11 protein-coding genes are annotated in these 12,139 nt (G+C 72.3%); 10 read left to right on the top strand and 1 reads right to left on the bottom strand.

Annotated features, from left to right (window positions below; translation table 11 throughout):
• Nucleotides 1-24: 24 nt before the first annotated feature.
• Nucleotides 25-2,634 carry an ATP-dependent chaperone ClpB gene (gene clpB / locus ACWD1Z_RS14300; protein WP_451118560.1) on the top strand — a complete coding sequence of 870 codons (2,610 nt, stop codon included), beginning with the start codon at nucleotides 25-27 and terminating at the stop codon, nucleotides 2,632-2,634.
• A 102-nt stretch (nucleotides 2,635-2,736) separates the two neighbouring features.
• Nucleotides 2,737-3,267: a YbjN domain-containing protein gene (locus tag ACWD1Z_RS14295; protein ID WP_451118558.1), complete on the top strand. Its 531-nt coding sequence runs from the start codon at nucleotides 2,737-2,739 to the stop codon at nucleotides 3,265-3,267.
• A 105-nt stretch (nucleotides 3,268-3,372) separates the two neighbouring features.
• Here ACWD1Z_RS14295 and ACWD1Z_RS14290 read toward each other — a convergent pair whose 3' ends face one another.
• The gene (locus tag ACWD1Z_RS14290; protein WP_451118557.1) at nucleotides 3,373-4,563 is read right to left on the bottom strand and encodes a pyridoxal phosphate-dependent aminotransferase; all 1,191 of its coding nucleotides are present in this window, start codon (nucleotides 4,561-4,563) and stop codon (nucleotides 3,373-3,375) included.
• A gap of 137 nt (nucleotides 4,564-4,700) precedes the next feature.
• Between ACWD1Z_RS14290 and ACWD1Z_RS14285 the strand changes: the two genes are divergently transcribed.
• The 8 genes from ACWD1Z_RS14285 to ACWD1Z_RS14250 form a co-directional block, all read left to right on the top strand.
• Nucleotides 4,701-4,949: a hypothetical protein gene (locus ACWD1Z_RS14285; protein WP_451118555.1), complete on the top strand. Its 249-nt coding sequence runs from the start codon at nucleotides 4,701-4,703 to the stop codon at nucleotides 4,947-4,949.
• Between the two features lie 373 nt (nucleotides 4,950-5,322).
• Nucleotides 5,323-5,859, top strand: a complete 537-nt coding sequence (locus ACWD1Z_RS14280; RefSeq protein ID WP_451118554.1) for a DUF2617 family protein — start codon at nucleotides 5,323-5,325, stop codon at nucleotides 5,857-5,859.
• A gap of 62 nt (nucleotides 5,860-5,921) precedes the next feature.
• Entirely contained in the window at nucleotides 5,922-7,559 is a 1,638-nt protein-coding gene (locus ACWD1Z_RS14275) for a polyamine aminopropyltransferase (protein ID WP_451118552.1), read from the top strand.
• 51 nt (nucleotides 7,560-7,610) lie between these two features.
• Complete coding sequence (locus ACWD1Z_RS14270; protein ID WP_451118551.1) at nucleotides 7,611-8,678, top strand: SRPBCC domain-containing protein; 1,068 nt, start codon at nucleotides 7,611-7,613, stop codon at nucleotides 8,676-8,678.
• 227 nt (nucleotides 8,679-8,905) lie between these two features.
• Nucleotides 8,906-9,703: an aldose epimerase family protein gene (locus tag ACWD1Z_RS14265; protein WP_451118549.1), complete on the top strand. Its 798-nt coding sequence runs from the start codon at nucleotides 8,906-8,908 to the stop codon at nucleotides 9,701-9,703.
• A 10-nt stretch (nucleotides 9,704-9,713) separates the two neighbouring features.
• Complete coding sequence (gene pyrE, locus ACWD1Z_RS14260; protein WP_451118548.1) at nucleotides 9,714-10,262, top strand: orotate phosphoribosyltransferase; 549 nt, start codon at nucleotides 9,714-9,716, stop codon at nucleotides 10,260-10,262.
• 127 nt (nucleotides 10,263-10,389) lie between these two features.
• The gene (gene fbaA / locus ACWD1Z_RS14255) at nucleotides 10,390-11,412 is read left to right on the top strand and encodes a class II fructose-bisphosphate aldolase (RefSeq protein WP_451118546.1); all 1,023 of its coding nucleotides are present in this window, start codon (nucleotides 10,390-10,392) and stop codon (nucleotides 11,410-11,412) included.
• Nucleotides 11,413-11,477: 65 nt separating this feature from the next.
• Nucleotides 11,478-12,139 (top strand): MFS transporter (locus ACWD1Z_RS14250; RefSeq protein WP_451118545.1); only part of this gene is annotated, 662 nt, incomplete at its 3' end.

The raw sequence follows: 12,139 nt of genomic DNA, 5'->3' as shown, positions 1-12,139 counted from the left end.
TCTCGACAGGAGGAGAAGTCGACCGTGGACGCAGAGCTGACCAACAGGAGCCGGGACGCCATCAACGCGGCCGGCAACCGGGCCGTGACGGAGGGCCACCCCGACCTCACACCCGCCCATCTGCTCCTGGCTCTGCTGCAGGGGCAAGGCCGCAGGCAGGACAACGAGAACATCACCGACCTGCTGGCCGCCGTGGAGGCCGACCAGGCGGCCGTGCGCGCCGGGGCCGAGAAGGTGCTCGCCGGCCTGCCCAGCGTCACCGGCTCCACCGTGGCGCCCCCGCAGCCCAACCGGGAACTGCTCGCGGCGATCGCCGAGGCGCAGGCCAAGGCCCAGGAGCTGGGGGACGAGTACCTCTCCACCGAGCACCTGCTCATCGGCATCGCGGCGAAGGGCGGCCCGGCCGCCGACGTACTCTCCCAGCAGGGCGCCACCGCGAAGAAGCTGCTGGAGGCGTTCCGGAAGGCAAGGGGAGGACGCCGGGTGACCACAGCCGATCCGGAGGGCCAGTACAAGGCCCTGGAGAAGTTCGGTACCGACTTCACGGCCGCCGCGCGGGAGGGCAAGCTCGACCCCGTCATCGGCCGGGACCAGGAGATCCGCCGGGTCGTCCAGGTGCTGTCCCGCCGTACCAAGAACAACCCCGTCCTCATCGGCGAGCCCGGCGTCGGCAAGACCGCCGTCGTGGAGGGCCTCGCCCAGCGGATCGTGAAGGGGGACGTGCCCGAGTCGCTGAAGGACAAGCGGCTGGTGGCGCTGGACCTCGGCGCGATGGTCGCCGGGGCCAAGTACCGGGGTGAGTTCGAGGAGCGGCTGAAGACCGTGCTCGCGGAGATCAAGGACTCCGACGGGCAGATCATCACGTTCATCGACGAGCTGCACACCGTCGTGGGCGCCGGCGCCGGCGGCGACTCCGCCATGGACGCCGGGAACATGCTCAAGCCCATGCTCGCCCGCGGTGAGCTGCGCATGGTCGGCGCCACCACCCTCGACGAGTACCGCGAGCGGATCGAGAAGGACCCCGCGCTGGAGCGCCGCTTCCAGCAGGTGCTGGTCGCCGAGCCGACGGTCGAGGACACGATCGCCATCCTGCGCGGACTCAAGGGCCGCTACGAGGCCCACCACAAAGTCGTGATCGCCGACAGCGCCCTGGTCGCCGCCGCCACCCTCTCCGACCGCTACATCACCTCCCGCTTCCTCCCCGACAAGGCCATCGACCTGGTCGACGAGGCGGCCTCCCGCCTCCGGATGGAGATCGACTCCTCGCCCGTGGAGATCGACGAACTCCAGCGCGCCGTCGACCGGCTGAAGATGGAGGAGCTGGCGCTGAGCAAGGAGACCGACCCCGCCTCCCGGGAGCGCCTGGAACGGCTGCGCCGTGACCTCGCCGACAAGGAGGAGGAGCTGCGCGGCCTGACCGCCCGCTGGGAGAAGGAGAAGCAGTCCCTCAACCGGGTCGGCGAGCTGAAGGAGAAGCTGGACGAACTGCGCGGCCAGGCCGAACGGGCCCAGCGCGACGGCGACTTCGACACCGCCTCCAAGCTGCTCTACGGCGAGATCCCGACCCTGGAACGGGACCTGGAGGCAGCCTCCGAGGCCGAGGAGGAGGCCGCCAAGGACACCATGGTCAAGGAGGAGGTCGGGCCGGACGACATCGCCGACACCGTGGCCGCCTGGACCGGCATCCCGGCGGGGCGCCTGCTGGAGGGCGAGACGCAGAAGCTGCTGCGCATGGAGGAGGAGCTGGGCCGCAGGCTCATCGGCCAGACGGAGGCGGTCCAGGCCGTGTCCGACGCCGTACGGCGCACCCGCGCGGGCATCGCCGACCCCGACCGGCCCACCGGCTCCTTCCTCTTCCTCGGCCCCACCGGCGTCGGCAAGACCGAGCTGGCCAAGGCGCTGGCCGACTTCCTCTTCGACGACGAGCGGGCCATGGTCCGCATCGACATGTCGGAGTACGGCGAGAAGCACAGCGTGTCCCGGCTGGTGGGCGCGCCTCCCGGTTACGTCGGGTACGAGGAGGGCGGCCAGCTGACCGAGGCGGTGCGCAGGCGGCCGTACTCCGTGGTGCTGCTGGACGAGGTGGAGAAGGCGCACCCGGAGGTCTTCGACATCCTGCTCCAGGTGCTGGACGACGGACGGCTCACCGACGGGCAGGGCCGCACGGTCGACTTCCGCAACACCATCCTCGTGCTGACCTCGAACCTCGGCAGCCAGTTCCTGGTCGACCCGATCAGCACCGAGCTGGAGAAGAAGGAACAGGTCCTGGAGGTGGTGCGGACCGCCTTCAAGCCGGAGTTCCTCAACCGCCTGGACGACCTGGTCGTCTTCTCGGCGCTCGGCAAGGACGAGCTGCGCCGGATCGCCCGCCTCCAGATCGACCGCCTGGCCAAGCGGCTCGCCGAGCGCCGCCTCACCCTGGAGATCACCGACGAGGCCCTGACCTGGCTCGCCGACGAGGGCAACGACCCCGCCTACGGTGCCCGGCCGCTGCGCCGCCTGATCCAGACGGCCATCGGCGACCGCCTCGCCAAGGAGATTTTGGCCGGTGAGATCAAGGACGGCGACACGGTCCGCGTGGACACCTTCGGCGACGGTCTGATCGTAGGACCGGCGACCGGAAAAACGCTCTGAGCTGAAATCCGCCAACCGCAGGTGAACCAAGCGGGGCGGGGCTTGCCACCCCCCTCCCCGCATGGGAGAGGATGGCGGGATCCGTACGAAGGGAAATACACGGTGACCATCGACCCGTCCTCGATTCCGAACTTCGGGGGCCAGCCCGAGCCGCAGCCCCAAGGTCCGGCGGGCCCCGTCGTCCCGGATCAGGACCTCGTGAAGCAGCTCCTCGACCAGATGGAGCTCAAGTACGTCGTCGACGACGAGGGTGACCTCGCGGCGCCGTGGGAGCAGTTCCGTACGTATTTCATGTTCCGCGGCGAGGGTGAGCAGCAGATCTTCTCGGTGCGGACGTTCTACGACCGCCCCCACCAGATCGACGAGAAGCCGCAGCTGCTGGAGTCCATCGACGACTGGAACCGGCGCACCCTGTGGCCCAAGCTGTACACCCACACCCACGACGACGGCACCGTCCGCCTGATCGGCGAGGCGCAGATGCTGATCGGCACCGGCGTCAGCCTGGAGCACTTCGTCTCCTCCACGGTCAGCTGGGTGCGCGCCGCCATCGAGTTCGACAAGTGGCTGGTGGAGCAGCTCGGCCTGGAGCAGGAGGTCAACGACACCGAGAAGCCCAAGGGCGACGAGGAGTAACCGGCCCGGACCCACGAGAGCCCGTCCGGGGCACCGACCGTCACGGTCGCGTGCCCGGGGCGGGCTCTTGCCGTACGCGCCGGTCAGCCGGTCAACCGGTCGGTGTCAGCCGGCCAGGTGCTTCAGGCGCTGCACGGCCTCCTCCAGCACCTCGGTCCGCTTGCAGAACGCGAACCGGACGAAGGGCGCGCCCTCGTCCCGGTGGTCGTAGAAGACGGCGTTGGGGATGGCGACGACCCCCGCGCGCGTGGGCAGGGCGCGGCAGAAGGCGAAGCCGTCCGACTCGCCGAGCGGGCGGATGTCGGTGGTGATGAAGTAGGTGCCCGACGGGGTGAACACCCCGAAGCCCGCGTCCCTCAGGCCCGCCGCCAGCAGGTCCCGCTTGGCCTGCATGTCCGCGCGGAACCCGGCGAGGAAGGAGTCGGGCAGCGCGAGCGCCTCGGCGACGGCGTACTGGAAGGGCCCGGAGGCCACGTACGTCAGGTACTGCTTCGCCGAGCGTACGGCCGCCACCAGCCCGGGAGCCGCGGTCACCCAGCCGACCTTCCAGCCGGTGAACGAGTAGCTCTTGCCCGCGGAGCCGATGGTGACCGTCCGCTCCCGCATCCCGGGGAAGCCGGCCAGCGGCAGGTGCTCGGCGCCGTCGAAGACCAGGTGCTCGTACACCTCGTCCGTCACCACCAGCAGGTCCCGCGCCACGGCCAGCTCCGCCACCGCGGCCAGCTCCTCGCGGGTGAGGACCGTGCCGGTGGGGTTGTGCGGGGTGTTGATCAGCAGCAGCCGGGTGCGGTCGGTGACCGCGGCGCGCAGCTCGTCGAGGTCGAGGCGGAAGCGCCCCTGGTCCGGGCGCAGGGTGACCGGGACCCGGCGGCCACCCGCCATCGCGATACAGGCCGCGTAGGAGTCGTAGTACGGCTCCAGCGCCACCACCTCGTCGCCCGGCTCCAGCAGCGCCAGCAGGGACGCGGCGATCGCCTCCGTCGCCCCCGCCGTCACCAGGACCTCGGTGTCCGGGTCGTAGGACAGGCCGTACCGGCGCTGCTGGTGCGCGGCGACCGCGGTGCGCAGCTCGGGCACGCCGGGGCCCGGCGGGTACTGGTTGCCGCGTCCGTCGCGCAGCGCGCGCACCGCCGCCTCCCGGATCTCCTCGGGGCCGTCGGTGTCGGGGAATCCCTGGCCCAGGTTGATCGCTCCGGTGGTCAGGGCCAGCGCCGACATCTCGGCGAAGATCGTCGTTCCGAACTCGGCGAGGCTGCGGTTGAGAAGGGGACGCGCGCGTGAGGTCATGGCGGTCATCCTGCGCCGAAGCTCTGGAGTTCCTCAACTCTGCTTTGGGCCGCGGGCGGGAAGGGCATTTCCCGGTCACGCAGCTGGCGAGGCGCCCACGGGGGCCGCTTCGGGGGAGCTGCGCCAAACGGGAGGAGGGTGACGTCATGCCCATGGCTATCGGCATCATCCTGGTGGTTCTGTTCGCGGGTCTGATCATGCTGGTGCTCGTGGGTGCCGGTAACCGGCAGATGGCCCACGGCAGCCGGCGCTCGTCCCGCCGTCACGACGGCACCGACGGCGGCAGCGGCGGCTGGTGGGCCGGGGGCGGGGACAGCGGCGGCTCGTCGTGCGGGGGCGGATCGTCGTCCTGCGGCGGGGGCGGCGGCGGGGGCGGATGCGGGGGAGGCAGCTGACACGGGGCAGCTGAGCTCCGGCAGGGGGAACCGCGTCCGGTCCGGCGGGGCCCGCCCACGAGGGCGGGCCCCGCCGTCGTGTGCGCGGCTGGGGCCGTGCTCCGGCGTACGACCCAGCCGACACGGCGCACGCGGGGGTTGAACAGTTGCGCTGTGCAGCCCCCTGAGGGATGGAAACCCTACGAAGTTGGGTAAAAACGCTGTGGTGGCACCGCCGTTCATGATTCCCTCTAAAACACCAACGCAGCCCTCGTACGCCCCGCGGCCACCCCCCTGACTCGCCGACCGGGCTGACCGGGCCGATCTCCCGGTGCCGACCGGGATGCGCCGGACCACCCCTCCCCTTTTCTTTGCTCGCTAGCGGAGCCGATCCATGCTCACGACCCTGAACACCTCCTACACCGACACGCGCGCGGCCGACCTCGCCTGGGCCCTGGGGCGTGAGCCGCTCCCCGCACTGGCCACCCTCGACCTCGAACTGTGCTCGGCGAAGCTCCAGTTGAGACTCCTCGGCGCGTCCCACCAGGTGATCCTGGAGGAGGAACGGGGCAGCTCCTCGGAGACGGTGGCGTGCATCCCGGGCAGCAGCACGCCCCTCCCGCTGGGCGTCGCCAAGCGCGTCGGCGACTGGGAGTACGAGTTCGCCGCCCGCGTCGAGGTGCTGGCGCCGGGTCAGTTCGCCGGGCGGGCCCAGGAGTTGCTGGCCCTGGTCGCCGACCATCCGCACGGTCTGGCCGGCGTCTTCCCCGGCAGCCCGCACGCGTTCACCGCGATGCTGGCGCACTGGCGCGAGGGCCAGGTGCACTGGCGGACCTGGCACGCCTACCCGCAGGACGGCCAGTTGGTGGCGACCCGGAGCCGGGTCGGGGTCCGGGTGCCGGCAAGCGCCCTGAGCGCATCGGGGGTTTGAGACCGGCAGTTCCACACGTGTGGGTGACAAAGCGTGACGCGCCGGTGACGTAACGTCGCAGCGTGATCGAACCGCACGCGCCCGCCCCGCCCGCCGCCCCGGCACCCTGGGGCGGCCCGGCGCGGCTGCCCGTCCGGCCGGCGACGGGCCGGTTCCTGGTCCTCGCGTGCGTCTTCGTCTGCGCCGCCTGCGGACTGGTGTACGAACTCGAACTGGTCGCCCTCGCCTCCTACTTGATCGGCGACTCGGTCACCCAGGCCTCCGTGGTGCTGTCCGTCATGGTCTTCGCCATGGGCCTCGGCTCGCTCGTCGCCAAGCGCCTGCGCTGGCACGCCGCCGCCGGCTTCGGCGCGATCGAGACGGTCCTCGCCCTGGTCGGCGGGTGCAGCGCGCCGGCGCTGTACGGCGTGTTCGCCTGGACCGGCGACTGGGGCGGCCCCTGGGGCGAGGGGCCCCGGGTGCTGCTGGTCGCCTTCTCCCTCGCCATCGGCCTGCTGATCGGCGCCGAAGTGCCGTTGCTGATGGAGCTGATCCAGCGCATCCGGCGGCAGGACGCGGGCGGCGCGGTGGCCGACCTGTTCGCCGCGGACTACGTCGGCGCGCTCGTCGGGGGCCTCGCCTTTCCGTTCCTCCTGCTGCCCCTGCTGGGCCAGTTGACCGGCGCCCTGATCACCGGCGCGGTCAACGCGCTGGCCGGCGGTGCCCTGGTGCTCGGCCTGTTCCGCGGCGACCTGACCCGGCGTGCCCGGCTGCTGCTGGTCGCCGGCAATCTCGCGGCCCTCGGCATCCTGGCCGCGGCCGCCGCCCATGTCGACGACTTCGAGCGGGCCGCCCGGCACGCGGTGTACGGCGCCGACGTCCGCGTGGCGGTCCAGACCGACGTCCAGGAGGTGGTCCTCACCGGCGGCACCGACGGCGACCCGGTCGACCTCTACCTCGACGGCCGCCTCCGGGTCAGCGGCCGCGACGAGCACCGCTACCACGAGGCCCTGGTCCACCCGGCGATGAACGGTCCGCACGAGCGGGTGCTGATCCTGGGCGGCGGTGACGGGCTGGCGGCGCGGGAGGTGCTGCGGCAGCGCGGGGTGCGCCGGGTGGACATCGTGGAACTGGACGCGGAGGTGGTCCGGCTGGCCCGCGAGGACCCGGCCCTCAGCCGCCTCAACGGCCATGTCCACGCCGACCCCCGGGTCCGGGTCGTCACGGCGGACGCCTTCCGCCATCTGCGCGGAACGCCCGCCGTCCGCTACGACGTCGTCGTCTCCGACCTCCCCGACCCGGGCATCACGGCGAGCACCAAGCTGTACTCGCAGGAGTTCTACGGCCTGGTCAGGCGGGTGCTGGCCGACGACGGACGCCTGGTGGTGCACGCGGGCCCGGCGGTGTCCCGGCCCGGGGTCTTCTGGACGGTCGAGGCGACGCTGCGGGCGGCGGGCCTGCGGACGGCGCCGTACTGCGTGGCGGGGCGGGACCACGGCTTCGCGGCGGGCCCGGACCGCTCCGCCAGGCGGGCGGACGCACCGCACGACTGGGGGTTCGTCCTGGCGGCGCGGGGTTCCGCCCCGGCCCTGGGCCTGCCCCCCGAGGGGCCGCGCCTGCGCACCCTGACCGAGGCCCGGCTGCGGGAGGACGCGAAGGCGGCGGGGGCCTCACGGGTACGGGGGCTGCCGGCGTCCACGCTGGTGCATCCGCGCTACTGATTGCGGCGACGGGGGGTGCTGTGGCGCCTTCCCTGGGTAGGCTCCGCTGACATGGAGCTTGACGTGTTCGTTCCGGTAGCCACGGCTCGCTTGCGGGAGGCGCTGTCCGACCCCGCGCGGGTTGCCCGGGCGCTTCCCGGGCTCCAGCAGGACGCGGGTGCGCGGACCCCGATGAGCGGACGCCTGAAGGTACGGGTGGGCGGCCACACGATCACGTACCGCGGCGTTCTGCGGCTGGCACCGCGCGAGGACGGCACGTACGCGGTGGAGGGCGACGCGACCGAGGCGCGGGGGACGGGCTCGGTGAAGCTGTCCCTGACGCTGCGCGTGAGCGAGGCGGAGAACGGCTCGACGCTGACCTTCGACGCCACGGCGACGGCGGACGGCCGCATCGCCCAACTCCCGCCGGACCAGGTCGACTCGGCGATGACCAGACTACTGACCCGCTTCGCGGAAAACCTGCCGACGGCGGACCCCCAGCACACCCCGGCCCCCACACGGCCCAAGCCGGAGCCTGCGGCGGCTGAGACCGCGGGGCCTGCTACTTCCGAGCCGGAGCCTGCGGCGGCTGAGACCGCGGGGCCTGCTACCTCTGAGCCGGAGCCTGCGGCGGCTGAGACCGCGGGGCCTGCTACCTCTGAGCCGGAGGCTCCGGCGGCCGAGACCACAAAGCCCGCCACTTCCGAGCCGGAGGCGCCTGCGGCCGAGACCCCACAGCCTGCGCCCCCCGAGCCGGAAGCTTCGGCGCCCGAGACCCCGGCGCCCGAGCCGGAAGCCCCGGCGGTCGAGACCGCAGAGCCCGCTACCCCCGAGCCGGAGACCCCGGCGCCCGAGGCCCCCGAGTCCGCGGATGTCGCGGAGAATCCGCCGGGCCCGCCCCCGGCCGCGAACGGCGAGGAGGCTTCGCAGGTCGCCCCCGAAGCCGCGCACGCGCGCCGCACCATGATCGGCCGCAGCGCCGAAGAGGTCGACCACGCCCCGCCCCGCGGCCGGTACGCCCCCGTCCCCGCCCCCCACTCCACCGTCCCCGCCTCCACGCTCCGCTGGGCGGCCCCTGCGGCGGCGCTCGCCGTGGCCTCCGCGATCGTCGTGGGCCGGGCTCTGCGGAGACGTCGGTAGGACCGACGCAGCCGGTACGCCCCCGCCCCGCCCCCAGTCCGCCGTCCCCGTCTCCGCGCTCCGCTGGGCGGCGCTCGCCGTGGCCTCCGCGATCGTCGTGGGCCGGGCTCTGCGGAGACGTCGGTAGGGCCGACGCGGCTGCTACGTCCCGTCCCGGCCCCGCCGGTCCCCCGTCCCCGTTCCCCAGTGGGCGTAGGCCCTCTTGAACGGCCCAGTAGGGTCGTCCCGTGAGTGACGCAGAGATCACGCTGACCGCGGGCGACGCGGAGGTGACCGTACAACCGGGCAAGGGCGGCCGGATCGGAGGACTCCGTGTCGGCGGAACCGAACTCCTGCGCCAGGGCGACCGGTTCGGGTGCTTCCCGATGGTCCCGTGGTGCGGCCGCATCAGGGACGGCCGCTTCAGGGACGGCGCCGACGTCGTCCAGATGCCCCTGAACTCCCCGCCCCACGCCATCCACGGCACGGCCCGCGACGGCGCCTGGCGCACCGCCCGCCGGACACCGGACGAGGCGGTGATGACGTACGACCTGGTGGACCCGTGGCCGCACAGCGGACGGGTCACCCAGGTGGTGAGCCTGACCGAGAGCTCGTTGACGCTCACCATGTCGGTGGAGACGTACGAGGACTCCTTCCCGGCCCAGATCGGCTGGCACCCGTGGTTCAACCGCACCCTCGGCGGCGCGGACGCCACCCTCGACTTCGCCCCCGCCTGGCAGGAGGAGCGCGGCGAGGACCACCTGCCCACCGGTCACCGCACCGACCCGAAGCCGGGCCCGTGGGACGACTGCTTCGGCATGCCGGACGGCGTGGACGTCACCCTCACCTGGCCGGGCCGGCTCGCGCTGAGGGTGACCAGCCGCGAGAAGTGGGTCGTCGTCTACGACGAGCAGGAGGCCGCCGTCTGCGTGGAGCCGCAGACCGGTCCGCCGAACGGGCTGAACACCCTCCCCCGCCTGGTCACCCCGCTGGAGCCGCTGGAGGCCACGACCACCTGGAGCTGGACCCGCCTCGATGCCGAATAAGCTGTTCGGCATGACGGACGCACGTGGCGCACTGCTGCAGCAGATCAAGGACAAGGCCGTGGTGCACGGCAAGGTGACCCTCTCCTCGGGTCTGGAGGCCGACTACTACGTCGACCTGCGCCGCATCACCCTCGACGGGGAGGCCGCCCCGCTGGTCGGCCAGGTGCTCCTGGACCTCACCGACGGCTTGGACTTCGACGCGGTCGGCGGCCTGACCATGGGCGCCGACCCGGTCGCCGCGGCGATGCTGCACGCGGCCGCCGCCCGGGGCCGCAAGCTGGACGCCTTCGTCGTCCGCAAGGCCGCCAAGGCGCACGGGCTCCAGCGCCGCGTCGAGGGCCCGGACATCGCGGGCCGCCGGGTGCTCGTCGTCGAGGACACCTCCACCACCGGCGGCTCCCCGCTGACCGCCGTGGAGGCCGTGCGCGAGGCCGGCGCCGAGGTCGTCGCCGTCGCCACGATCGTCGACCGGGCGACCGGGGCCGCCGAGAAGATCGAGGCGGGCGCCGGGGTGCCGTACCTTTTCGCGTACTCCAAGGACGAGCTGGGTCTGGACTGAGACAGCTCTCGGAGCATCCCGGTTCGTCTGGAAGGATGGGCGCGACGACGACGATGTCGCCTCCCCAGGTCTAGGTCAGGGCCGTCAGCACGCAGAACGCAACCCGCACATCACAAGGAGCGGACAGATGCCCATCGCAACCCCCGAGGTCTACAACGAGATGCTCGACCGGGCGAAGGCAGGCAAGTTCGCCTACCCGGCCATCAACGTGACCTCCTCCCAGACCCTGCACGCTGCGCTGCGCGGCTTCGCGGAGGCCGAGAGCGACGGCATCGTCCAGATCTCCACCGGTGGCGCGGAGTTCCTCGGCGGCCAGCACAGCAAGGACATGGTCACCGGCGCCGTCGCCCTGGCCGAGTTCGCGCACATCGTCGCCGCCAAGTACGACGTCAACATCGCGCTGCACACCGACCACTGCCCGAAGGACAAGCTGGACGGCTACGTACGCCCGCTGCTCGCGGTCTCCGAGGAGCGCGTGAAGGCCGGCCGCAACCCGCTGTTCCAGTCGCACATGTGGGACGGCTCCGCCGAGACCCTGGCCGACAACCTGGCCATCGCCCAGGAGCTGCTGCCCCGCGCCGCCGCCGCGAAGATCATCCTCGAGGTCGAGATCACCCCGACCGGCGGCGAGGAGGACGGCGTCACCCACGAGATCAACGACGAGCTGTACACCACCGTCGATGACGCCCTGCGCACCGCCGAGGCCCTCGGCCTGGGCGAGAAGGGCCGCTACCTGCTGGCCGCCTCCTTCGGCAACGTGCACGGCGTCTACAAGCCGGGCAACGTCGTCCTCCGTCCCGAGCTGCTGAAGGACCTCCAGCAGGGCGTGGGCGAGAAGTACGGCAAGTCCAGCCCGTTCGACTTCGTCTTCCACGGCGGCTCCGGCTCCACCGCGGAGGAGATCGCCACCGCGCTGGAGAACGGCGTCGTGAAGATGAACCTCGACACCGACACCCAGTACGCCTTCACGCGTCCGGTCGCCGCCCACATGTTCCAGAACTACGACGGCGTCCTGAAGGTCGACGGCGAGGTCGGCAACAAGAAGACCTACGACCCGCGCACCTGGGGCAAGCTGGCCGAGGCGGGCATGGCCGCGCGCGTCGTCGAGGCCTGCGGGAACCTGCGCTCCACGGGCACCAGGATCAAGTAGTTCCCGAGTGCACTGCTGAGCCCGGCGCCTGTCTACGGCGCCGGGCTCGCTGTATACCTGGGGGCATGCGTGACGTCCGGATCGCCTCCGCGCAGGGCAAGTGGATCCTGCTCACCACCGTCCTCGGATCCAGCATGGCCCTGCTGGACTCGACCGTGGTCAACGTCGCCCTCCCGCGGATCGGCGAGGACCTGGACGCGAACCTCTCCGCGCTGCAGTGGACGGTCAACGCGTACATGCTCGCCCTGGCCGGGCTGATCCTGCTCGGCGGCTCCCTGGGCGACCGCTACGGCCGCCGCCGGATCTTCGTCATCGGCGTGATCTGGTTCGCCGTCGCCTCCCTGCTGTGCGGGCTCGCCCCGAACGCCGAGATCCTGATCGCCGCCCGCGCCCTCCAGGGCATCGGCGGGGCGCTGCTCACGCCCGGCTCCCTCGCCCTCATCCAGGCATCCTTCCACCCCGACGACCGGGGCCGGGCGGTGGGCCTGTGGTCCGGTTTCGGCGGCATCGGGGCGGCCGTGGGGCCGTTCCTCGGCGGCTGGCTGGTGGACGGGCCCGGCTGGCGGTGGGTGTTCCTGCTGAACGTGCCGCTGGCCCTGCTGTGCGTGCCGGTCGCCCTGCGCCATGTGTCGGAATCGGGCGACGGCAGCAAACACGGCCGCTTCGACGTGCTCGGTGCCGCCCTCGGCGCGCTGGCGCTCGCGCTGGTGACGTACGCGCTGATCGT

Source organism: Streptomyces sp. NPDC002784 (assembly GCF_053592135.1).
The sequence above is the reverse complement of the archived record's forward strand: the minus strand, read 5'-3'. Positions and strand labels throughout refer to the sequence as shown.

Excerpts from the sequence above, each read along its gene's own strand:
- ACWD1Z_RS14270 (WP_451118551.1), top strand. The coding sequence starts at position 7,611 with ATGGAGCTTGACGTGTTCGTTCCGGTAGCCACGGCTCGCTTGCGGGAG.
- fbaA (WP_451118546.1), top strand. The coding sequence starts at position 10,390 with ATGCCCATCGCAACCCCCGAGGTCTACAACGAGATGCTCGACCGGGCG.
- ACWD1Z_RS14290 (WP_451118557.1), bottom strand. The coding sequence starts at position 4,563 with ATGACCGCCATGACCTCACGCGCGCGTCCCCTTCTCAACCGCAGCCTC.
- ACWD1Z_RS14280 (WP_451118554.1), top strand. The coding sequence starts at position 5,323 with ATGCTCACGACCCTGAACACCTCCTACACCGACACGCGCGCGGCCGAC.
- pyrE (WP_451118548.1), top strand. The coding sequence starts at position 9,714 with ATGACGGACGCACGTGGCGCACTGCTGCAGCAGATCAAGGACAAGGCC.
- ACWD1Z_RS14285 (WP_451118555.1), top strand. The coding sequence starts at position 4,701 with ATGCCCATGGCTATCGGCATCATCCTGGTGGTTCTGTTCGCGGGTCTG.